At 67.0% G+C, this 22,241-nt stretch carries 20 protein-coding genes; 9 read left to right on the top strand and 11 right to left on the bottom strand.

Annotation, left to right across the window (positions count from 1 at the left end):
* Window positions 1-163 precede the first annotated feature (163 nt).
* The 3 genes from BM310_RS20095 to BM310_RS20085 form a co-directional block, all read right to left on the bottom strand.
* Entirely contained in the window at window positions 164-1,456 is a 1,293-nt protein-coding gene (locus BM310_RS20095; protein WP_089811204.1) for a nucleotide sugar dehydrogenase, read from the bottom strand.
* The gene (gene wecB / locus BM310_RS20090) at window positions 1,453-2,580 is read right to left on the bottom strand and encodes a non-hydrolyzing UDP-N-acetylglucosamine 2-epimerase (protein WP_089811202.1); all 1,128 of its coding nucleotides are present in this window, start codon (window positions 2,578-2,580) and stop codon (window positions 1,453-1,455) included. Before wecB ends, BM310_RS20095 begins: the two co-directional genes overlap by 4 nt.
* A 426-nt stretch (window positions 2,581-3,006) precedes the next feature.
* Entirely contained in the window at window positions 3,007-3,285 is a 279-nt protein-coding gene (locus BM310_RS20085; RefSeq protein ID WP_089811200.1) for a PadR family transcriptional regulator, read from the bottom strand.
* 349 nt (window positions 3,286-3,634) lie between these two features.
* Here BM310_RS20085 and BM310_RS20080 point away from each other — a divergent pair, with 349 nt between their 5' ends.
* From BM310_RS20080 to BM310_RS20060, 5 genes are all read left to right on the top strand, one after another.
* Window positions 3,635-4,162, top strand: a complete 528-nt coding sequence (locus BM310_RS20080; protein ID WP_089811198.1) for a DUF7344 domain-containing protein — start codon at window positions 3,635-3,637, stop codon at window positions 4,160-4,162.
* Between the two features lie 492 nt (window positions 4,163-4,654).
* Window positions 4,655-5,266 carry a DUF7344 domain-containing protein gene (locus tag BM310_RS20075; RefSeq protein ID WP_089811196.1) on the top strand — a complete coding sequence of 204 codons (612 nt, stop codon included), beginning with the start codon at window positions 4,655-4,657 and terminating at the stop codon, window positions 5,264-5,266.
* A 372-nt stretch (window positions 5,267-5,638) separates the two neighbouring features.
* Complete coding sequence (locus BM310_RS20070; protein ID WP_089811194.1) at window positions 5,639-6,811, top strand: sugar phosphate nucleotidyltransferase; 1,173 nt, start codon at window positions 5,639-5,641, stop codon at window positions 6,809-6,811.
* A gap of 2 nt (window positions 6,812-6,813) precedes the next feature.
* Window positions 6,814-8,631: a glutamine--fructose-6-phosphate transaminase (isomerizing) gene (glmS, locus tag BM310_RS20065; RefSeq protein ID WP_089811192.1), complete on the top strand. Its 1,818-nt coding sequence runs from the start codon at window positions 6,814-6,816 to the stop codon at window positions 8,629-8,631.
* Between the two features lie 288 nt (window positions 8,632-8,919).
* Complete coding sequence (locus BM310_RS20060) at window positions 8,920-9,408, top strand: ArsR/SmtB family transcription factor (protein WP_089811190.1); 489 nt, start codon at window positions 8,920-8,922, stop codon at window positions 9,406-9,408.
* A gap of 168 nt (window positions 9,409-9,576) precedes the next feature.
* Here the strand turns inward: BM310_RS20060 and glmU are convergent, their stop codons facing one another.
* Window positions 9,577-10,764 carry a bifunctional sugar-1-phosphate nucleotidylyltransferase/acetyltransferase gene (gene glmU / locus BM310_RS20055; RefSeq protein ID WP_089811189.1) on the bottom strand — a complete coding sequence of 396 codons (1,188 nt, stop codon included), beginning with the start codon at window positions 10,762-10,764 and terminating at the stop codon, window positions 9,577-9,579.
* A gap of 60 nt (window positions 10,765-10,824) precedes the next feature.
* The gene (locus BM310_RS20050; protein WP_191452513.1) at window positions 10,825-11,067 is read right to left on the bottom strand and encodes a harpin-binding protein; all 243 of its coding nucleotides are present in this window, start codon (window positions 11,065-11,067) and stop codon (window positions 10,825-10,827) included.
* Window positions 11,068-12,411: 1,344 nt separating this feature from the next.
* On the opposite strand from BM310_RS20050, the gene BM310_RS20045 reads away from it, so the two are divergent.
* Window positions 12,412-12,618: a hypothetical protein gene (locus tag BM310_RS20045; RefSeq protein WP_089811185.1), complete on the top strand. Its 207-nt coding sequence runs from the start codon at window positions 12,412-12,414 to the stop codon at window positions 12,616-12,618.
* Between the two features lie 63 nt (window positions 12,619-12,681).
* On the opposite strand, the gene BM310_RS20040 is transcribed toward BM310_RS20045, so the two are convergent.
* Together BM310_RS20040 and BM310_RS20035 are read right to left on the bottom strand one after the other, a co-directional pair.
* The gene (locus BM310_RS20040; protein WP_089811183.1) at window positions 12,682-14,061 is read right to left on the bottom strand and encodes an NAD-dependent succinate-semialdehyde dehydrogenase; all 1,380 of its coding nucleotides are present in this window, start codon (window positions 14,059-14,061) and stop codon (window positions 12,682-12,684) included.
* Between the two features lie 73 nt (window positions 14,062-14,134).
* The gene (locus tag BM310_RS20035) at window positions 14,135-15,385 is read right to left on the bottom strand and encodes a M24 family metallopeptidase (protein WP_089811304.1); all 1,251 of its coding nucleotides are present in this window, start codon (window positions 15,383-15,385) and stop codon (window positions 14,135-14,137) included.
* Window positions 15,386-15,485: 100 nt separating this feature from the next.
* Here BM310_RS20035 and BM310_RS20030 point away from each other — a divergent pair, with 100 nt between their 5' ends.
* The 3 genes from BM310_RS20030 to BM310_RS20020 all read left to right on the top strand — a co-directional run bounded on the left by BM310_RS20030 (window position 15,486) and on the right by BM310_RS20020 (window position 17,312).
* Window positions 15,486-16,208 carry an EthD domain-containing protein gene (locus BM310_RS20030; RefSeq protein WP_089811181.1) on the top strand — a complete coding sequence of 241 codons (723 nt, stop codon included), beginning with the start codon at window positions 15,486-15,488 and terminating at the stop codon, window positions 16,206-16,208.
* Between the two features lie 4 nt (window positions 16,209-16,212).
* The gene (locus BM310_RS20025) at window positions 16,213-16,890 is read left to right on the top strand and encodes an HD domain-containing protein (protein ID WP_089811179.1); all 678 of its coding nucleotides are present in this window, start codon (window positions 16,213-16,215) and stop codon (window positions 16,888-16,890) included.
* Between the two features lie 68 nt (window positions 16,891-16,958).
* On the top strand, window positions 16,959-17,312 hold the full coding sequence (locus BM310_RS20020) for a cupin domain-containing protein (protein ID WP_089811176.1): 354 nt from the start codon (window positions 16,959-16,961) through the stop codon (window positions 17,310-17,312).
* 68 nt (window positions 17,313-17,380) lie between these two features.
* Here BM310_RS20020 and BM310_RS20015 read toward each other — a convergent pair whose 3' ends face one another.
* From BM310_RS20015 to BM310_RS20000, 4 genes are all read right to left on the bottom strand, one after another.
* Window positions 17,381-18,325, bottom strand: a complete 945-nt coding sequence (locus BM310_RS20015) for an NAD-dependent epimerase/dehydratase family protein (protein WP_177232722.1) — start codon at window positions 18,323-18,325, stop codon at window positions 17,381-17,383.
* A 99-nt stretch (window positions 18,326-18,424) separates the two neighbouring features.
* Window positions 18,425-20,119 (bottom strand): thiamine pyrophosphate-binding protein, encoded by a 1,695-nt coding sequence (locus BM310_RS20010; RefSeq protein ID WP_089811171.1) that lies wholly within the window; start codon window positions 20,117-20,119, stop codon window positions 18,425-18,427.
* A gap of 277 nt (window positions 20,120-20,396) precedes the next feature.
* Window positions 20,397-21,302 (bottom strand): enoyl-CoA hydratase/isomerase family protein, encoded by a 906-nt coding sequence (locus BM310_RS20005; protein WP_245778557.1) that lies wholly within the window; start codon window positions 21,300-21,302, stop codon window positions 20,397-20,399.
* The gene (locus BM310_RS20000; RefSeq protein ID WP_089811168.1) at window positions 21,299-22,183 is read right to left on the bottom strand and encodes a 3-hydroxyacyl-CoA dehydrogenase family protein; all 885 of its coding nucleotides are present in this window, start codon (window positions 22,181-22,183) and stop codon (window positions 21,299-21,301) included. Before BM310_RS20000 ends, BM310_RS20005 begins: the two co-directional genes overlap by 4 nt.
* Window positions 22,184-22,241: the final 58 nt, after the last annotated feature.

The raw sequence follows: 22,241 nt of genomic DNA, 5'->3' as shown, positions 1-22,241 counted from the left end.
TCCCATTAACGAAATAAGTCTTGTGGTAAATGTGGCGTAGAAACGCTTGAAAGTGGAAAATACGCGTCTTTCAGGTCTTCGTGAATGGCCCCTCGACACGAACTTCAGACGGCTGTTTCTGGGCGATTTAAGCTACTATTATCGACTGCGGCGGGTGCCGGAGTCAGATCTCCACGTAGTCGAATCCGGCGTCGCGCCACGCGTCGGCGTCGAGGATGGAGAACCCGTCCACCACGACGCGGCCGTCCATCAGGTCGGCCGCCTCGGCCGGGTCGACGTCGCGGAACGCGTCGTGGCCGGCGGCGACGACCATCGCGTCGGCGCCGTCGAGGGCGGTGTCCAGGTCCACGAGGTCGACGGCGTCGGTCCTGACGTGGGGGTCGTGAACGCGGACGTCCACGTCGCCGACCAACTGGCCGCCGTCGGCCGCCGCCGCACCGACCTCCCGTGATCCCGCCGCGGTGAGTCGTTCGACGAGTCGCAGTCCCGGACTGTGCCGCGCGTCGTCCACGTTCCCCTTGTAGGCGACGCCGAGGACCGCGACGCTCGCGTCGTCCAGCGAACCGAGTTCTCCGTCGAGGAGTTCGACCACGAAGTCCACCATCCCGTCGTTGACGCGCCGGGCGGTGGCGATGAGGTCCAGCGAGTCGGAGAACTGGCCGAGGAACCACGGGTCGATGGGCAGGCAGTGACCGCCGACGCCGGGGCCGGGGTTGAGAACGTCCACGCGCGGGTGGACGTTCGCCAGGTCGATGGCGTCGCGCGAACTGATGCCGTAGTCGTTCGCCACGCGGGCGAGTTCGTTGGCGAACGCGATGTTCACGTCTCGGTAGGCGTTCTGCGAGAGTTTCACGAACTCCGCCGTCGTCGCGTCCGGTGCGCGGTGGATGTCACCCTCGACGAGCGATTCGTACAGCGCGATGGTCTTGTCGGCGGACTCGTCGTCGATACCGCCGATGATGCGGTCGTTGTGGACGAGTTCGTGGGCGATGTTTCCCGGGAGAACCGTCTCCGGGCAGTGCGCGAGCGAGAAGTCCTCGCCGGGCGTCAGTTCCGACGCGGCGAGGATGGGAGCGAGAACCTCTTCGGTCGTTCCCGGCGGGACGGTGGACTCGAGGATGACCATGTCGTCCTCGCGGAGGTACTCCGCCACCGTCCGACCGGACATCTCGACGTACGAGAGGTCCGCGCGCTTGGAGTCCGCCTCGTAGGGCGTCGGCACGCAGACGATGTGACAGTCGGCCTCGACGACTTCGGTCGAGGGTTCCAGCCCCGCGTCGAGTGCGTCGAGGACGTACTCGCGGAGTTCCGCCTCGGTCGTGCGCGGGTTCCCGGCGCGTAACTCTTCGACGAGTTCCTCGTCGGGGTCGTAGCCGACGACGTCGTGGCCGTTGTTCGCGAACAGTGCTGCCGTTGCGAGCCCGATGTAACCGATTCCGTGTACACAGATTTTCATGGAGATACCTCCGCCGCGTCGGGTTCGACCCCGGCGGCGAGCGTGTCGAGTATTCGTTCCGCCGCGCGGCCGTCCCCGAAGGGGACGTCCCAGTCGGCGTCCTTTCCGAGCATCGTGCTCCCGGCCTCCACGACGTCGTCGGGGTCGAGTCCAGCCAGACAGTTCGCGCCCACGTAAGCGGTCTCCGGCCGTTCCGTGCTGTATCTGAGCGTCACGCAGGGCGTTCCGAGGATACAGGTCTCCTCCTGAACGCCGCCGGAGTCGGTGAAGGCGAGGGCGGCGGCCGACTCCAGTCGGAGGAAGTCGAGGAAGTCCAGCGGTTCGACCGTCCGAATCTCCTCGGGGAGCGTCAGGTCGAACTCGTCGAGGCGAGACTGCGCGCGGGGGTGGATGGGGTAGACCACCTCGCGGCCGGTCTGCGCCGCGAAGCGAGAGACGCCTTCGAGGAGTCGAGCGAAACTCTCGCGGTCGTCGACGTTCTCCGCGCGGTGGGCGGTGAGGAGGTAGAAGTCGTCTTCCTGCAGACCGAGGTCCGACAGCACGTCGCTCTTCTCCGCGGCGAGGTCACGGTACTCGTACAGCGAGTCCACGATGGTGTTCCCGGTGGTCACTATCTCGCCGGCGACCGACTCCCGTTCGAGGTGGCTCCTCGTCTCCTCCGTCGGCGGGAACAGGTAGTCGGCGATGTGGTCCGTCACGACGCGGTTCACCTCCTCGGGCATGTCCCGGTCGAAACTTCGCAGGCCCGCCTCGACGTGGCCCACGTCGACGTTCGACTTCGAGGCGGCGAGTGCGCCGGCGAGCGTCGAGTTCGTGTCGCCCTGAACCAAGACGACGTCCGGAGCGTGCTCGTCGAGGACGTCCTCGATGCCCTCGAGCATCCGTCCGGTCTGTTCGCCGTGCGAACGAGAGCCGACTTCGAGGTTGTAGTCCGGCGTCGGGAGTTCCAACTGGTCGAAGAACACCTGGTCGAGGTCCTCCGAGTAGTGTTGCCCGGTGTGAACGAGGAGACAGTCGACACCTCGACGGTCGCACGCCTTGATGACGGGTGCGAACTTGATTATCTCTGGTCGAGTGCCGAGGACGATTGCCACCTGCGACGCGCCGCCACTGTCGGCCGTCATCGGTGTCGGGGGACCTGACGCCGTTCGTCTCGGACGCCGTCCTCGGTTCGTTCGACCGCGTTCCTGTGAGTGGTCATAGATCGTTGTCTACCGTACCGGGGTCCCGTACACGCTTTGTTATAGGGAACCTGTGCGCGACGAGAAGGCGAAAAATCGGGGGACAGCGCGGGATTCCGACGCTCAGAGCCGCGTCCGCCGATTCGGGCCGAAGGCAGTAACTTCCGTCCGTCTCCGCCCGGGTTCGACGGCGCCGAGCCCTCGCCGTCAGACGAGTGTCCGACGCGCCCGCGAGATGAGTCACGGCGCGCGCGTCGCTGAGAGCGGAGAAGCGGGGGAGAAGGGGATGCGTCCGAGCGCGAGGCTACCTATTCGGTCTTCGACTCCGCCCGTAGGGGTGGTCACCGGGCCGACGCGTCGCCGGCGGACCTACTCGTCCAGCGAGACGTACTGGTCTTCCCACTCCCGTCGTTCGTGGATAGCGCGTTGGCCTTCCTCGGAGATGGTGTAGTAGTTGGTCCGTCGGTCCTGCTGACCTTTGTCCACCAGCCCTTCTTCGACGAGTGCGTCGAGGTTGGGGTACAGTCGCCCGTGATTAACCTCGCCCACGTCTTTTCCAATTCGTTCCTTAATCTCTTGCCCGGAGGGACGGTCGGAGCCTGCGATTACGTACAGGAGGTCCCGCTGAAAGCCTGTTAACTCGAACATCTCGGTTTCGACCCGTCTTTTGTTCCCATCCGGTATTGTTAGTCACTGATACACGTCTGGTGTTCGTGTATTAACAGCCCCTCGTCTGGTTAGATTCCCGTCGTACCGTGCACCGGGTCCCTCCCCAGAACGCTAATGCCCGGCTTTACGCCGAAAAATCTGTTGTAAACTTTCCATCTGTGAACGGTCCGCGCGAACCCGCGTCCGTGGCCGATCGCCGACGGTAGGGACCGCTGTCACGACATAAGCGAGTCGATAACAAAGATACTGAGTCGAATACGTCAAGTCGGCGATTTGCATCGGCAGTCGCGGGCGCGCGGGGACGACAACACGCCTGACACGAAATGTGATGATCGACCTATCCAAAGACGAGCTGTTCCGAATACTCAGTAACTCTCGTCGTCGGTACATCATCTACTACCTCCACGAGGCTGGAGACGAGATGAGCCTGAAACAGTTGGCGGCCCAGATCGCGGCCGTCGAGAACGGCACATCGGTAGATGAGGTGACGGACGAGGAGCGACAGCGGGTGTACATCTCGCTGTATCAGACACATCTCCCGAAGTTAGAGGAGGCTGGCATCGTCTCGTACGACGACGAGGAGCGCATCGTCGCGCTCACACCGGAGATTGCGAGCGAGGGATTCTTCTGGATGCGAACGGAGGACGAATCCCGGCCGTGGGCGACCTACTACGCCATCCTGGGTGCGGTGGGGTGGCTCGCGATACTCGCGCGAGCGGTCGCCCTAGAGGCGCTTCCGTGGTTCGCCATCGCCGTGCTCGTCTCGACTGCGATACTCGCCCTCGCGGGCGCACAGTATCTGGCCGAGTCGAGCGGCGAAGAGACCACGGACTCGTTCGAGACGCTCATCGAATGAGAACGCGTCGGTGGGGCAGCGTAGAGCGCACACCTTTCTCCGGTCTCTCGCCCGAGTACCGAAACTACCGGCCGGTCTGACACGTCGGTATCTCGCCCATAGTGTCAACTGTTTGCAATCCGTGCAGATACTGCGAGAGAATTACTGCCGCGCAGTTCGAATTTTCGTTCGCTCTCGAATTTCGTGGTATCGGGCGGGTTAGACACACAATTCGAGTGAGTTAGCCGTTCGATTTCTGTTAGGGGATGTCTTAATATCTTTGGCCAAGTCCTTAAAAAATACGCTCGCTGCGCGAACGACAGCAGAACCTGCGACTCGAAGGCAGGTATATGTCGGCCCCTGTAGAAAGAGTAGTTGACCTCTCGTGCGGGGTCGAACCAGCGACGTTAGGACGTCGCCCACCGCGAGCCAATCGGGAAATATCAAATTAACCTGGTGGGTGACACCGACGACCGGCGCAACGGCGCCTCTCGACGAGAGGGAGGTAGGCAGATGGCACTCGAAACACTCACCCAATCCAAGACGCAAGACGCCTCGACCCCCGAGGCGGACGCAGCCGAACAGCCCGAACAGCAGGAAGACGCGCAGGAACTCCTCTCGAAGGATACCATCTTCGAACTGCTGAAGAACCAGCGACGCCGCGACGCCATTCGGTACCTGAAGGAGAACGACGGCGAGGCGAAACTCGGCGACATGGCCGAGTACATCGCCGCGAAGGAGAACGACATCGAGATCGCACAGCTCTCCTCCAGCCAGCGCAAGCGCGTGTACATCGGTCTCTACCAGTGCCACCTTCCGAAGATGGCCAACTCCGGCGTCATCGACTTCGAGAAGAACCGCGGCGACATCACGCTGAAGCCGATGGCCGAACAGCTCGAACCGTACCTCGGTGACTCGACGCCCGCGGACGACGACGTGCGTTCCTCGTCGCCGAAACGCAACGTCGCCGTCGCCGGCGCCGTCGGCGTCGCCGTCGCCGCCGGCCTCCTCGGTGCTCCCGGGTTCGCACTCGTTCCCGCCGCCGGGTGGGCGGTCGTCAGCACCACCGCGCTCGTCGTCCTCACCGCGATGGAGACGTACCGCCAGCGCGACGTCGACCGCTAGTCGGCTCTTCTTTTCGGAGGTGTTCGGTGGCTGATTCGACTTCGACTGGCAGCCGTCGCTCCCCTCCTCGAAATTTTTTCACACGCGAGAGACTCCGTCTCCATACTGTCTTTCTTTCGAGCTGGTGTCTGACACCAAAATCGCGCCGTTAGAACAATTTATTGACACATTCGGATGAACCGATGCGTACGGTGCCGCGAGCCGGCCGAATCAGGGGTCGTATTCTCGGGAAACGGTGCGCCTAACCACGCGTTGCGAGCGTGACACGCTGCCTATAACAATGCCTGTTCGGCCCACCTAGCGTACTATGCCACTACACTCCGCCCGGCCGAACGGCACGGCGTCAGTTCGTCCGTGCCGGGAGGGACCCGGATGAGCGACGTCCGCGAGGCGGTCGTCCTCGCCGCAGGTGAGGGTCGGCGGCTCCGTCCGCTCACGAAGTATCTCCCGAAGCCGATGCTTCCCGTCGCGAACCGACCGGTCGTCGACTACGTCCTCGACGCGCTCGTAGACAGTGGCATCGAACGCGTCGTCGTCGTGGTCGGCTATCGCGGCGACCGCATCCAGACGCACCTCACCGCGGCGTATCAGGACCTGGACGTCGAGTTCGTCCAGCAGCCCTCCCGTCTCGGGAGCGGTCACGCCCTGATGCAGGCGTCCGGGATGGTGGACGGCGACTTCCTCGTCGTCAACGGAGACAACATCATCGACACCGAAATCGTCGAGTCGACGCTGGAACGGTACGAGTCGACCGACTGCGCCGCCACCGTGGCGGTCGCACACTCGGACACCCCCGAGGAGTACGGCGTCGTCATCACCGACCGCGGCCTCATCGCCGACATCGACGAGCATCCGGTCGAGCGAGAGGGCTACGTCGTGAACGCCGGCGTCTACGCGTTCGACGACTCGGTGTTCGACGCCCTCGACCAGACCGACCCGTGGCAAGGCGAGATTCGGCTGACGGACGCCATCGAGCATCTCGACGGCCCCGTCACCTCCATCCTCGTCAACGGCGGGTGGCTCGACCCCTCGACCCCCTGGCAGTTGCTCTCGGTCTCCGAGACGCTCCTGGGCCGCCACTACGGGTCGGACGTGTACGTCGCGGACTCCGCGCGCGTCCACGAGTCGGCCATCATCGAGGGGCCGGTCGTCATCGGCAAGGACTGCGACGTGGGCCCCGGCGCGGTCATCCGGTCGGGGACGTGTCTGCAGGACAACGTCCACGTCGGGGCCAACTCGGTCGTCGAGCGGTCCATCGTGTCGACGGACGCGCACGTGGGGGCGAACGCCCTCCTGCGCGACTCCGTCGTCGGGTCCGGCGCCCGCATCGGCGACTGCGTCGCCTCGCCGGGCGGACGGGCGGACGTCGTCGTCGACGGCCGCCTCTACACGGACCGCAGAATCGGAAGTATCGTCGCCGACCGCGCCACGGTCGGTGCGAACGCGACGCTTACGGCAGGTAGCAGCGTCGGCGCCGAGGCCACCGTCGGTGCCGGCGTGGTCGTGGACGGAGTCGTCCGCGAGCAGTCAGAGGTGGCAGCGTAACTATGTGTGGAATAACCGCGTGCATCGGGCAGGACGACACGGTCGAACCGCTGTTAGAAGGACTCGAACGGCTCGAGTACCGGGGATACGACTCCGCGGGCCTCGCCGTCAAGAACGGCTCTAGCATCCAGCTGAACAAGAAGACGGGCGAGGTCGAAGAACTCGTCGCAGCCGTCGAATCGAACCCCATGTCGGGCAGCCTCGGTATCGGGCACACCCGCTGGGCCACTCACGGCGGCGTCACCGACGAGAACGCGCACCCGCACACCGACGAGTCGGGGCGCGTCGCCGTCGTCCACAACGGCATCATCGGGAACTACCAGTCGCTGAAGACGGAACTGGAGTCCCGCGGCCACGTGTTCGCCAGCGAGACGGACACCGAAGTCGTCCCGCACCTCATCGAGGAGGAACTGAACAACGGCGCGACGCCCGAGGAGGCGTTCCGTTCGGCCATCGCCCGCCTCTCCGGCACGTACGCCATCACCGCCATCATCGGCGAAGAGGAGGCCATCTACGCGACCCGGTCGGGGTCGCCGCTCTGTCTCGGCATCGGGCCGGGCCAGTACTTCCTCGCCAGCGACGTACCGGCGTTCGTCCAGCACACCGATCAGGTGGTCTATCTCCACGACGGCGACTTCGTGAAGGTGACGAAGGACGGCTACGAGATAACCGACGGCGCGGGCCGGTCCGTCTCCCGGGAGGTCCAGCGCGTCGAGTGGAGCGCCGAGACGGCGAGCAAGGGCGGCTACGAGCACTTCATGCTCAAGGAGATTCACGAGCAACCGGGGTCGCTCCGCAACACCATCCACGGCCGACTGAACGCGCTCACGGGAACCGTCGAACTCGACGAGTTCCCGCCGGAGACGTTCGCCGACGTGGACCAGGTCCAGTTCGTCGGGATGGGCACCTCGTACCACGCCGCCATGTACGCCTCGTCGATGCTCTCCTCGCGGGGAGTCCCGGCGTACGCGTTCCAGGCCGGCGAGTACGGACTCGTCAGCCCGCCGGTGACGGACAACACGCTGGTCATCGCCGTCACGCAGAGCGGTGAGACGGCGGACACCCTCGACGCCATCCGGCGCGCCAAGAGCGCCGGCGCCGACACCGTCGCGGTCACCAACACCGTCGGGTCGTCCATCACGCGGGAGTGCGAGGACACGCTCCTCATCCGCGCGGGCCCCGAAATCGGCGTCGCCGCGACCAAGACGTTCTGCTCGCAGGTCACCGCCCTGTCGCTCCTCGGCGAGCGACTCGTCGAGGACATCACGGGCACGCGCACCTCGGACGGCCGCGAACTCGTCGAGGCGCTCTCGCGCCTCCCCGGTCACGTCCAGGAGATACTCGACACCTCCGTGGCGCCGGCGCTCGCACAGGAACTCCACGACAGCGACTCGTACTTCTTCATCGGCCGGGGCGTCGGGCACTCGGCCGCGCTGGAGGGGGCGCTGAAGTTCAAAGAGATCACGTACGAGCACGCCGAGGGGTTCGCCGCCTCGGAGTTGAAGCACGGACCGCTGGCGCTCGTCACGCCGAACACGCCCGTCTTCGCGCTGTTCACCGGCTTCGAGGACGAGGCGACGCTGAGCAGCATGAAGGAGGTACAGGCGCGCGGCGCGCCCGTCATCGCCGTCACGAGCAAGACGGACAGCGAGATAGCGGAGTTCGCGGACTACGTGCTCTCCATCCCCGAGACGCACCCGGACGTCGCCGGCATCCCCGCCAGCGTCCAACTCCAACTCGTCGCCTACCACGCCGCGGACCTCCTCGACCGGCCCATCGACAAACCGCGTAACCTCGCGAAGTCGGTGACGGTCCACTGACGCGCCGACCGCCGTCCGTCGCTGTTCTCTCCGCGGGCCGCCCGTCGAATTTACTATCCCAATTATCCGTGCACGTTGGCGGCACAATCCGGCCAAATTCGCGTTAACATTCTAGTAATCGTACCTTTAGTACCGAATATCACCAGTAGAAGCTCTCTCGCAGTTTCTGCAGAGTGTTCTCAGATTCGAGTAGGCAGGGCTTACGCGAACCGGTACGGTGGGTCTACTCTCGCGGCGGTCTCAGTATGTGGCGATTACATAAGGTGGGGACTCCCGATAGGTGACTCCATGGCAGCGAGCACACACTGGGTCGCATCGTCGTCCCTCCTCCTGGAGGAGGTTGCAAGTGATGACCTTCTCGACGCCCTCGGGGACGAGGTCGCGCGCGAGATTCTGGTCGCCGGCAAAGAGGGACCGGTCACGGCGGAGGAGCTGGCAGACTCCTGCGACGTCTCCGAGTCCACCATCTACCGCCGACTCGACCGCCTGAACGAACTCGGTCTGGTCGAGCGCTGCAACCCGCTTCTCAGCGCCTCGAAGGGCTCCTACCAGACCCGTATCGACGGGCTCTCTCTCTCCGTGAACGAGGAGGGTATCGGCATCGAGCAGGGCCCGAGCGACTCCAAACTCGACGCGATGGAGACGGTGCTCGACGTCGTCGACGTCCAGCACGTGAACTACGACGCCGAGGAGGACCTCGTGGACGTCCAGTTCAAACTCGACCCCGAACTGTTCGAGACGTTCATGTCCGTCTACACCCGAAAGCGCGACCGCTAGCCACGGTCCGCATCCCCCCACCCCCTCGCCGAGAGCGACGGCGGACGCCGTCGCCTCTCGACTCCCTTTTCGAGCCGCAACCGTCGATAGTGCACAGCGTCCGCGAGGCAGTCGCCGGCAGCGAACCGCACTCACGCACCGACTCACGACGGCGGGGCCGCCCCCGCCTTAGCGGTCCCGCGTGACCGTCTCACCGGGCAGCACCGTCGCCTCGGGCGACAGGACGACGCCCGCGTTGAGGCTGCTGTTGATGCCGGTCTTCGCGTCGTCGCCGACGACGACGCCGAGCTTTCGGCGGCCGGTGTCCACCCGCCGGTCTTTGACCGTCAACGTCACGTTCTCGCCGTCGTGCCGCAGGTTCGCCACCTTCGTCCCGGCGCCGAAGTTCACGTTCCGGCCGAGGACGCTGTCGCCGACGTACGCGAGGTGGCCCACCGTGGCCCCGTCCATGAGGACGCTGTTCTTCACTTCGACGGCGTGGCCCACCTTCGCGCCCTCGCCGACCAGCGTCGCGCCGCGGACGTAGGCGTTCGGCCCGACGGTCGCTCCCGACTGGATCAGCGCGGGGCCGTCGACGACGACGCCGGAGCGGATTTCGGCCCCCTCCTCGACGACGACGGGACCGTTCAGTTCGGCCCCCTCGCTCACGTCGCCCTCGACACGCGTCTCCATCTCCGCGAGTTTCCACTCGTTCGCTTCGAGCAGTTCCCACGGTCGGCCGACGTCGAGCCAGCGGTCGAACGCGACGGGTCGCACGTCGTACGCCTCGCAGGACCGCGAGAGCACGTCCGTCAGTTCGAGTTCGCCGCGCTCGGACGCCTCGACGTCGAGCAACCAGCCGTGGGCGTCCTCGGGGAAGACGTACGCGCCCGCGTTGACGAGGTTCGAGGGCGGGTCGCTCGGCTTCTCGACCACGCCGGTCACGTAGCCGTCGTCGGTTTCGAGGACGCCGTAGGAGGTCGGCTCGGCCACCTCGAACGACCCGACTGCCGGCCCGCCGTCGTAGAGCGCCGTCAGCGACGGCACGTCGTAAAGGGCGTCGCCGTTGAGGACGGCGAAGCGCCCCTCGTCGAGGACGTCCAGCGCCGAGCGGACGGCGTCCGCCGTCCCGAGTTGCTCCTCCTGGACGGCGTACTCGACGGGGACGCCCGCGTACTCCTCGCCGAAGAACGAGCGCACGTCGTCGGCTTCGTACCCGACGACGAGGACTAACTCCGTCGCTCCGGCCTCGACGGCGGCGTCGACGGTGTGTGCGACCAGCGGTTTCCCGGCCACCGGGAGCATCGGTTTCGGTCTGTACTCCGTGAGCGGCCACATTCGGCTGCCGACGCCCGCCGCAAGGACTACCGTTTGCATACGCCCCCTACGGAGATGGACGGAAAATCTATTTGTTCACTACGACGGGACGCCGTTCGATTAGGCGGCGTCTACCGCGCCGAGAACGAGTTCCAGTGCCGCGCGGGCGCGACCCCGCGCGAGGAGTTCCCACGCGGCGTCGCTCGTCTGCGTGCCGAGTCGACCGGACGCTTCGAGTCCGGCGACGATGCCCGGCACTTCGCGGTCGTACCAGTCGGTCGGGTCCGCGCCGTCGGTTCCGGTCGGCTCCACGCTGGCGGTTCCACTCGCCCCCGCCCCAGACTGCTCTGCGGGCGAACTCATCGCTGCCACCTCGTCGAGAACGCGGAGCGGTCGGTCAGATGCATACGGTACTTACACGATTGTCAAAGATAGTTATCGTCCCGAACACCGACTTAACAGGAAGCTATCGCGTCCGTCACTCGGCTCCGGACACGTCCGCACTGACGACGCGTCCGCGGCGTCGAGACGAGTCGCTCCCGGGGCGACAGGGGAGCGTCGTCGGCACCGTCTCACCCGCTTCGGTCACAGTCGGGACACAGCGTCGTGGCGGAGAGGGCCATCGTCCCGGTCACGGCGCGGGTCAGGGGGGCGCCGCACTCCGTACACCGCGGCCGGCTCTCGTTCGTAGCGTTCATGATACACCCGAGATAGGCGTCCGAGCCGTTTGGTTATGGGGGGACTGTGCGTCTGCCGTCGTCGCCGGCCTCTCCTTCACTCGCCGGGGCGGTTCGCGGGCGACGGCACCGATCACAGAACTCGTCAGACGATTGTAATCAAGAGATGACTTTCTGCCGTACGAATCAGTCCGGGCAGAAGCCGGCTTCGGGCGGGGGACGAGTCGCCCTAAACCGACGATTTAGCCCCTAAAGACGGACCTTACGTGTCTCGCCGCTGGCGAGGGCGACGGGCTCTCGGAGCAGTTTCGTTCGACGGACCGAGATGCGGCCAAAGCAGATTTCGGGACGCGATAGCAGCTCTCCAGCGTTCTGAACAGTTCATTTAGGACTCTCGAACGCTCTTAACGAATCTCGACGCTGACAGTCTCCACGCCCGATCAGTTCGAACACATATCCTCGTCTTCCGCTCTCTCACTCGTCTTTTCTCGACACATTCATTTACAGTTGTATGTATGTAATGGCTACCTGTGGCCCGCCGATGGAAATGTCTGTACGAGAGTGATTCGCTCTCTCAGCCGACCGAGCCGACCGGTCCTCTCGGCGCGTGCGCGCACCGCAAACCGTAAGCAGTGCTTACGACGACCTCGTACCCGGTGCGCCCCGAAGACGAGGCGGCCGCACCCCGGTTCGCCAATTGAACGGCTCGTGACGACGCTCTCGAGCCCGGACGCACGCCCAAAATAGTCTAACGACTTCTATCTGCTAGTTCGCGCTGTCGAACTCGCCGTCTCGCCGCGCCCGCCGGCCGTGCGTTCGTCGCCTCTCGGCGTCGCGTCCGGGCGTTCGTCTCTTTCTCCTGCCGCCTCGCCGCGTTCTGTGCGCGAGTACGCCTCTCGACCCGAGCAGATTGGACGTTCGACCGGTTTCGCAGCGTGCGGGAACGGGGGGCAACCGGGTGGTGCGCCGGCGTGCAGACGGTGCGAACGAACCTCAACCGTTATTACACACCCTGTCTCACAGTAGCACGATGCTCCGACGCGCGTCCCGACCGCTCGCACGCCTCTTCGGAAGTACCGACTCCGGCCCGAAACCGTGTCCGTCGTGCGGGTTGCTCCTCGGCGACGGGGGCGACGCGTCGTACCACTGCGACGTGTACGGCGCCGCCCGCGTCGAACGGTGTCCGGGGTGCGAGGAGACGCTCTCGGTTCGCTCCATCGTCCCCACGGACGTCTGACTCCCGACCGCCCGCCTGCGGTGGTGACGACTCGGCGAGGCGGCGCGCGGCGACTGCCGCGCCCTACTCGTCGCCGACGCCGTGTTGGACGAACACCGTCTTCCGATTCACGAACTCGCGGATGCCCTCCTTCCCGAGTTCGCGGCCGTAGCCGGACTCTTTGACCCCGCCGAACGGCAGTCGCGGGTCGGACTTCGTGAGTTCGTTGACGAACACCGCGCCGGAGTCGATTCGCCCGGCCACCTCCTTCCCGCGTTCGAGGTCCGTCGTCCACACGCTCCCCCCGAGTCCGTACTGCGAGTCGTTCGCCAGTTCGACGGCCGCCTCTTCGCTCTCGACGCGGAACACCGAGGCGGCGGGGCCGAACAGTTCCTCGCGGGCGCCTGGCGAGTCGCGCGGCACGTCGGTCAGCACCGTCGGCGGGTAGAAGTACCCCTCCCTGTCGAGGGGTTCGCCGCCCGTCTCCACCGTCGCGCCCATCTCCACCGTCTCCTCGACCTGTTCCTGCAGGTCGGATAGCAGGTCCTCGCGCGCCTGCGGGCCCACGTCGGTGTCGTCGTCCTTGGGGTCGCCCACCTGCAACGCCTCCATCTCGGCGACGAACTTCTCGACGAACTCGTCGTACACGTCGTCGTGGACGATGAACCGCTTGGCGGCGATGCAGGACTGCCCGGAGTTGATGGTGCGCGCCCGTGCCCCCGTCTCCGCCGCCTCGTCGATGGGGGCGTCGTCGAGGACGACGAACGGGTCGCTGCCGCCGAGTTCGAGGACGCTCTTCTTCAGGTTCCGACCCGCCTGCTCGGCGACGGCCCGGCCCGCGGGACCGCTTCCGGTCAGCGTGACGGCCCGCACGCGTTCGTCCGCGACGACGTCCTCCACCTGGTCGGAGTCGACGAGGAGCGACTGGAAGACGCCCTCCGGATACCCGGCCTCGCTGAACACCTCTTCGATGACCTTCGCGCACCCCGGCACGTTCGAGGCGTGCTTCAACAGGCCCACGTTGCCGGACGTGAGGTGCGGAGCGGCGAAGCGGAACACCTGCCAGAGGGGGAAGTTCCACGGCATGACCGCGAGGATGGGGCCGAGGGGGTCGTACCGGACGTACGTCTCGGCGTCTTTCGGTCCGTTCACGGTCTTCTCTTGGAGGTGTTCGGCCGCGTGTTCGGCGTAGTAGTCGCAGACCCACGCGCACTTCTCCACCTCCGACCGCGCCTGCGAGATGGGCTTGCCCATCTCCTCGGTCATCAACTCGGCGAACTCCTCGTCTCGGTCGCGGAGGACTTCGCCCGCGTCGGCGAGGAGTTCGCGCCGGTCGGTCAGCGACCGCTCCCGCCACTCCCCGAAGGCGTCTATCGCCCGCGACAACGCCGCTTCGACCGCTTCGTCGTCGTGTTCGTCGTACTCGGCGCGGACTGACTCCGTGTACGGGTTGACGCTCTGCATCTCTGTCGGACCCACGCCCGTCGCCGGGTTAACTCTCGGGGCCGACGGGCGAGCGAACGACCCGCACCGCGACTCAGTGGTCGACGACCGTCATCTCCTCGACGGGCCACTGACTCAGCAGTTCGACGCCGTCCTCGCGGACGACGACCATCTCCTCGACGCGCACGCCCTGTCGCTCCGCGGGTTCCTGCGTCTCGACGGCCATCGTCATCCCTTCTTCTATCTCGACGGGGTGGTCCGGCGAGATACCGCGCCATATCAGCGGCACCTCGTACAGTTGGAGGCCCAGTCCGTGCGCCCAGTGGTTCGTCGTCAACTGCCAGTGTTCGTCGGCCCCGTACCAGTCGGCGTGTTCGCCCTCCATGTCCGGGAACGCCGCCGCCACCTCGGCGGTCGTCTTCCCCGGCTCTATCTCCTCCAACACGTCGTACAGGTTGTCGCGGGCCGTCTCGTACGCCTCCGTCTGCGCGTCCGTCGGTTCGCCCACGGAGAACGTCCGGTAGTAGCAGGAGCGGTAGCCGAGGTAGCCGATATTGTAGAAGTCGGCGTACACGAGGTCGCCGGGGCGAATCAGTCGGTCCGTCGTGTTCGCCTGGTGCTTCGGCCACGTGTTCGGCCCGGAGGTGAGGTACCCCCCGTGCACCGTCGCGCCGTGGCGCCACAGTTCGCGGACCGCGTCGCCCCACACCTCCGACTCGCGCCGCCCCGGTTTCGCGCCCTCGGCGATGGCCTGAAAGCCCGCCTCGCAGACCGCCGCGACCTGCCGGAGACACTCGATTTCGTCCTCGGTCTTCGTCTTCCGCGCGTCCGCCATGACGGCCGCGCAGTCGTCGGGTCGGAGGTCGACGCCCTGCGACTCGAACGCCGCGTGCAGGCCGCCGTGGTCGACGTCGATGCCCATCGGTTCGCTCCGGAGGTCGTACTCGTCGAGGGCGTCGACGACCGTCTCGGCCATCTTCCGGAGGAGGAACGACCGCGCCGAGTCGCGACCGGACGCGCGCGGGACGTTCCCCAGTCCGGGACAGGCGTAGCGAATATCGTTCAGCCACGGGCAGTTGTACCGCTGGTTGCTCGCGTGGTCGGCGGTGTCCCAGTGGACGACGGCCCCGTCCTCCAGAAGGAGCGAGTAGTGGTCCGCGCCGGACCCGCCGGTCATCGCCAGTCCGGTGACGTAGCGGATGTTCGGGTCCGAGACGAGGAGCATGCTCCCGAGGCCGGCGTCCCGCATCCGTTCGAGCGCGCGCTCCTTTCGCTCCTCGCGCATCCGCGCCACGTCGATTCGCTCCTCCCAGTCGACGGCCATGGTGCCGCGGGTGCCACTCATGAACTCCCGGTCGTGAAACGGCATGCCCGTACCGACAGCCGACGCCCACATCAAGTTTCCTCACGATTTATGCTCCCAAACCGAGAACGGCCGGACGGACATGTACAAGCACGTCGCGCTACTCGTCCGTCGGGACGGGATGACGCACGACGAGTTCGTGGAGTACTGGCAGGAGAACCACACTCCCATCGCGCGCGACATCGAGGGGGTCGTCCGCTACCAGACGGTCCTCCCCGTCGACCCGGAGGCGAGCGAGTTCGACGGCGTCGCGGAACTCTACTTCGAGGAGTTGGACGCCCTGCACGCCGCCCTCGGGAGTCCGGGGTCGCGAGACTACGACCCCGCGAAGGGGACGGCGAAAGCGGCGAGAGAGGACGTCGACGAGTTCCTCGCCGTCGACAGTCGGCCGCGCCTCATCGGCGAGGAGTTCGTCGAGAAGGACGGGACGGGCGGCGACACGACGGGCCTGTACAAGCACTCGGCGTTCCTCGTCAGGAAAGCCGGCATGTCACACGACGCGTTCCTCGACCACTGGGCGAACGAGCACGTCCCCCTCGCGCGGGAGATTCCGGGCGTCGTCCGCTACACCCGCGTCGTCCCGACGGACCCCGAGAACGCGGAGTTCGACGGCGTCGCCGAACTCTACTTCGAGAGTCTGGACGCCCTCCGCGCCGCCCTCGGCCACGAGTCCTCCCGCGACTACGACCCCGACCACCCGAAGGCCGCGGCGGCGCGGGACGACGTCGAGAACTTCCTCTCTCTGGAGGACCGGCCGCGGTTCGTCGGCCGCGAGACGGTCCAGAAGGACGAGACGGGGCGGTGAACGGATGACCGACGCAGACGGACCCGACGCGTCCGACACCGACGCCGACGGCGGAGGCGACACTGACGCGGGCGGCGGGGACGACGCGGCGGGACACTGGTCGTACCGCGGTCAGGTCGAAGCGGCGTTTCCCGAACTCGCCGACATCGAGGACGACGAACTCCGCGTGCAGGTGACCGAGGCGTGGTGTCTCGGCCTCGAACGCGGGGGGTGGCACGACGTCCGCGACGTGCCGTACGCGTGGAACATCCACGAGGTATCGAACGTCGAACACGTGCGCGGCGTCACCCGAATCGCCGTCGCGTCGGCAGAGGAGCAACGCGACTTCCACGGCGCGGACCCCGACTTCGACGTGGTGCGGGCCGCCTGCCTCCTGCACGACGTGGGCAAGTGCTACGAGTACGTGGATTTCGTGGACGACGACTGCCGCTCGGACCCCGACCCCACGTACGCGAGCGAGGAGATACCCCACTCGCTGTCGGGGTACGCCCTCGCGCACGAAGTCGGCTGTCCGCTGGCCGTTCAGCGCGCAATTCCACACTTCCTCGGCGAGGTTCCGACGCGAACGCTGGAGGCCGAACTCGTCAAGAGCGCGAACTCGGCGTCCTCGAACGCCATCACGCAGGCGACGATGGGCATCAGCCTCGACGAGTGGGTCGAGGAGTACTCCCAGACCAGTTGATTCGGCCGCCGTCTCCCGACGCCGACGACCCCCCAACGCTTTCTCTCCGGCCCGTGTAGGACGCGTCGATGCGAAAGCGTGTCAACCTCGACGAGTTGGAGATTCAGGACGTGGACCACGCCGAGGCGGACGTTCGCGCCGTCGGCTACGAACTCCGCCCCGAGAAGATGCGCCCGACGGTGTGGACGTTCGAGGAGGGCGGTTACGGGCCGAACCACCGGCAGGAGGAACAGGAGGAACTGTACCACGTCCTCTCGGGCCGGTTCGAGATGGCGTTCGCCGACGAGACGATGACGCTCGAGGCGGGCGACGTGGTGGTCGTCTCGCCCGAGGAGGAGCGACAACTCCGCTGTCTCGACGACGGCGAGGTGTTCGTCGTCGGCGCGCCGAACGTGAAGGACGACGGCGTCGTCGTCGACTGACGCGCCGCGGACGCGCCGGTGCCGTTCGCGCGGACCCGGCGTCACGCGCGTCGCCGGCGCGTGGAAGGTCAGACCGGGTCGAGTCCGTGCGCCTCGCGCAGGACGTTCACGTAGTCGCGGAACCCCGCCTCCAGGCCGTAGTCGGGTCGGTAGCCGAGGTCCGTTCGCGCCTTCGACGTGTCGAGTCGCTGCGTCCACGGCAGTTCCCCCTCGTCGGAGACGGTGAGGTCGGCGTCCGGCAGTAACTCCCGCACCGTCTCGACGGCCTCCCGAACCGTGGCGAGTTCGCCGCGGACGTTGTAGACGCGTTGCGTGAGGTCGGCCTCGGGCGCGAACGCCGCCAGTCGGAACGCCGTCGCCACGTCGCGGACGTGTTGCCAGTCGATGACCTGGTCCCCGTACTCGACGCTGAACGGTTCGCCGAGGGCGGGTTTCTCGACGATGTTCGCGAGGAACGCCGACCCGCCCGTCTCGCGGTACGGGCCGTAGGCGACGGTGGGGCGGAGGCCGACGTGCGAGACGTCGAAGTCCTCGTGATACACCCGCGCCTGATGCTCGTTGTACTCCTTCGTCGCGCCGTACAGGGTGTCGGGGTAGACGAGGTCCGACTCGGTGACGAACTCGTCGCCGTAGTTCGCCGGCGGCGCGTACACCGCCGCCGAGGACGCCCACGCGACGCGTTCGACCTGGTCCGACAGCGACCGCGCCGCCTCGAACACGTTGTTCGTCCCCTCGACGTTCACCCGGAGGGCCGCCCGGGGGTTCTCCCGCGCGGAGTTCGTCAGGAGGGCCGCGAGGTGGACGACGCGCGTCGCGCCCGTCTCTCGAATCGCGCGAATGACGTCCGGCGCGTCGGTCACGTCGCCCCGCCGGACGGTCACGTCGTCGGCGACGCCGAGTTTCTCGAGGATTCGCGCGTCCGCCGAGAGGTCGTACGCGACCACGTCGTGACCGTGGTCCACCAACTCGCGGGCGACGTACGACCCGATGAACCCCGTTCCGCCGGTAACTATCACGGTCGATGAAGACATACTGGGGAGTCGCGCGGCGGGCACACAAAACTGTTTCCCGGCGGGACGGTAGCGGGCCGGCGGCCGACAAGCCGTGTCCGCCTACTCGTGCAGACCGCCGACAGACGCGTAGAACGACGACTGGAGCGTCTCGGCCATGTCCTCGTCCCGGTCGATTCGCGCGTCCACCACCGTCGGCGTCGCACTCGCCTTCCCGTCGCGGAGGGCGTCGCCCAGTTCGTCCGGCGACTCGACGCGGACGCCTTCCGCGCCGAACGCCTCGGCGACGCGGGCGAAGTCGGTGTCGTGGAACTCGACGCCCGCGATGTCGTCCGGCCCGCGTTGCATCTGCCGCACCATCCCGAGGCTGGTGTCGTTGAGGACGACGAACGTCGGTGCGACGCCCTGCTCTACCGCCGTCTCCACGCTCGTCATCGTCATCGCGAACCCGCCGTCGCCGGCGACGGCCAGCACGTCCTTCTCCGTCGCCAGCGCCGCCGACACCGCCGCGGGGTTCGCCCAGCCCATCCCGCCGACGCCGCCGCTTCCGAAGTACGTCCGGACGGCGGGCGTCTGCAGGTAGTTCAGGAGCCAGAAGCGGTTGTTGCCGGAGTCCGCCGTCACGACGGTGTCCGCGTCCACCACGCGTTCTATCTCCTTGACGGCGCGTTGCGGGAGCATCGGCGTCGCCGCCGACTCGCACTCGGGCGCGTCGAACGACTCCCGCGCCGTCGCCGCCCGCGACTCGGCCCAGTCGTTCGACGCCGCGCCGGCCTCGGCGAGTTCGCGGAGCGACTCCGCCGCGTCGCCTATCAGGCCCACGTCAGCGGGGTACACCCACCCGGCGTTGCGCGCGTCCACGTCGGCGTGGACAATCGTCTGCTCCGCGGGTCGGACGAAGTCCGGCGCGCCCCAGTTCGTGTCCATCGGATTCAGCCGACAGCCGACGACGAGGAGCGCGTCCGCCTCGCTGACGACCCGGTTCGCCCCCTCGTGGCCGAACGACCCGACGACGCCGCCCGCCAGTCGGTGCGTCTCGGGGAACGTCGACTTGCCGAGGTAGGAGGTGACGACGATAGCGTCGTATCGCTCCGCGACGGTCCGGAGTTCGTCGTACGCGCCCGCGGCGTGGACGCCGTTGCCCGCGACGACGACGGGTCGGTCGGCGGACTCTAGGGCTTCGACGGCGGCGGCAACGTCCCGCGGCGTCGGCGCCGCCGACCACGTCCGCGTCTGCGCCGCGTCGTCCCAGACGGGCGGAATCGGGTCGTCCGGCATCTCCTCGGTCACGGCGTTCCCGTCGAGGACGACGGCCGTCGGCCCGGGTCGTCCGGCGACGGCGTGCTTGAACGCCAACTGGAGGCTCCGAACCGTCTCCGGCGGCGTGCGCGGACACCAGTGTTCCTTCGTCACCGCGTCGAGAATCTTCGGCAGTTCGACGCCGCCGTAGTCGCCGCGGGACTGCTGGTACGGCGCGACGGTGGAGTAGTCGCCCCGCTCGGAGGCTTCGGTGACGACGACCATCGGTGACGACCCGAGTCGCGCTTCCATCTGGCCGATGACACCGAGGCTGCCTATCCACGGCCCCTGCCCGACGAGGACGCCGGGGTCGCCCGTGAGGCGGCCGTGCATCTCGGCCATGACGCTCGCCTCGCGTTCGTCGCGCGGGCGGACCAGGTCCACCGACGACTCCGGCAGGCGGTCGAACAGTTCGATGACCCGGCCGCCGGGGTAGCCGAAGACGCGTTCGACGCCGAGGTTCTCCAGTGTCTCGACGAGTCGTTCGCTCGTGTTCATGACGCCGGGGCCGCGCGCTCGGACGCTCTGAGAGAACTATCCTGTACGTTCATTAGGTTTCCATCCCGCCGGCCGGTACTTTGCTCTGTCGCCGCCGAGGAACGCGGCGGACGGGTCCGTGACGACTCGCCGCGCGATGTTACACGGGTAGTGGTGTAAGGAAAACGGTCAATCGGGGGGTAAGGTTCGCCCGGACACGAGATATAGCTTCACCAGTCCATGTCGGGGGTTTATACGCAGACCCGATGCACCGGACGTCCGGGACGGGCCGCCGCCGTCACCGCGACGGCCACTCCGGGTCGCGGCCCTCGAGGAACGCGTCGATGCCCTCGTCCTTGTCGCCGACGGCGAACAGTTGGGCGAACAGTTCCGCCTCGTACTCGATTCCGCGGTCGAGGTCCATCCGCGAGGCGGCTTTGACGGCCTGCTTCGCGTGTCCGAGGGCGACGCCGCTCTTCTCGGCCATCGACCCCGCGAGTTCGTACACCCGGTCGTCGAACGTCTCCTCGTCGTGTACCTCGTCCACGAGTCCGATGTCCCGCGCCTCCTCGGCCGAGACGAGTTCGCCGGAGAGGACGAGACGCATCGCCTGCCCCTCGCCGACGAGGCGGACGAGTCGCTGCGTGCCGCCGCCGCCGGGCATGAGCCCCAAGTTGATTTCGGGTTGCCCCAGTTTCGCCCGTTCGTGGGCGATGCGCACGTCGCAGGCCTGCGCGAGTTCGCACCCGCCGCCGAGGGCGTGCCCGTTGAGGCGGGCGACGACTGGTTGTCGCAGGTCGGCGACGTACTCGTAGACGCGCGGCCGTTCGCTCGCCGCGCGTTGGGCCAGCATGTCGCGTTCGCGCAGTTCCGTCACGTCCGCCCCGGCGACGAACGCCTTCGCCTCCGCGGCCCCCGTGAGGACGACGACGCGGGCGTCGCTGTCCTCGACGGCGTCGAGGACGCGCTTCAACTCCGCGCGCAACTGCGCGTTCAGGGCGTTCCGCGCGTCGGGGCGGTTCATCGTCACCGTCGTGACGCCCTCGACTCGGTCGTCCACCGCCACGTCCACCGTCTCGCAGTCGGCGGCGACCGATTCCACGTCCTCGGGTCCCTCGGCCGCCGGTCCGCCGCGCGTCGGTCCGTCTCCCGCGCCGTCGCCCGACTCACCGCCTCCCGCGCCGCCGTCCGGGTCGTCGCTCATCGCTCTCCGCCCTCGTCGCTGACGCCCACCTTCTCGTCGCCCTCCCACAGGTAGAACCCCTCGCCCGTCTTCCGGCCGAGTTTCCCGGCGCGCACCTTCCGCTTGAGAATCTGCGGCGGCCGGAAGCGCTCCCCGAGTTCCTCCCGGAGGTACTCGAGGATGTCCAGACGGACGTCGAGTCCGACCACGTCGCCGAGTTCTATCGGTCCCATCGGGTGGTTGTACCCCAACTCCATCGCCGCGTCGACGTCTTCGGCCGACGCGACGCCCTCCTGAACCATCCGCATCGCCTCGCAACCGAGTGCGACACCGAGGCGCGAGGAGGCGAATCCGGGCGAGTCCCGCACCTCCACCGCCGTCTTCCCCACGTCTTCGACGAACTCGTGGGCGAAGTCGAGCGTCGCCGCCGCCGTCTGTTCGGCGGCGACGACTTCCACCAGCGCCATGATGTGGACGGGGTTGAAGAAGTGCAGGCCGACGCCGCGCCCCGGTCGGTCGAGGGCGCTCAGAATCTCCGTCACGGACAGCGACGACGTGTTCGTCGCGAGGACGGCGTCCGCGTCGGCGAACCCCTCCACCTCGCGCATCGTCTCGCGCTTGAGGTCCATCTCCTCGGGCACCGCCTCTATCACGAGGTCGGCGTCCGCGACCGCGTCCGCCAGCGAGGTGGTCCCCGTGATGCGGTCCAGCGTCGCCGTCATCTCCGCCTCGGTCACCTTGTCGCGTTCGACGCCGCCGCGGAGGTTCTCCTCGACGGCGTCGATACCGTCTCGAACGTACTCGTCCGCCACGTCTCGCATCACCACGTCGTGTCCGGCCATCGCGGACACCTGCGCGATTCCGTGCCCCATCGTCCCGGCTCCGAGTACGGCTACGTGCATGCTCGAACCGCGTCGCGGAACCCTCATAATCGTTTACCTCACTCGACGCGGGACGGCG

The sequence above is a fragment of the Halogeometricum rufum genome (assembly GCF_900112175.1).
Taxonomy (GTDB): domain Archaea; phylum Halobacteriota; class Halobacteria; order Halobacteriales; family Haloferacaceae; genus Halogeometricum; species Halogeometricum rufum.
The sequence above is the reverse complement of the archived record's forward strand: the minus strand, read 5'-3'. Positions and strand labels throughout refer to the sequence as shown.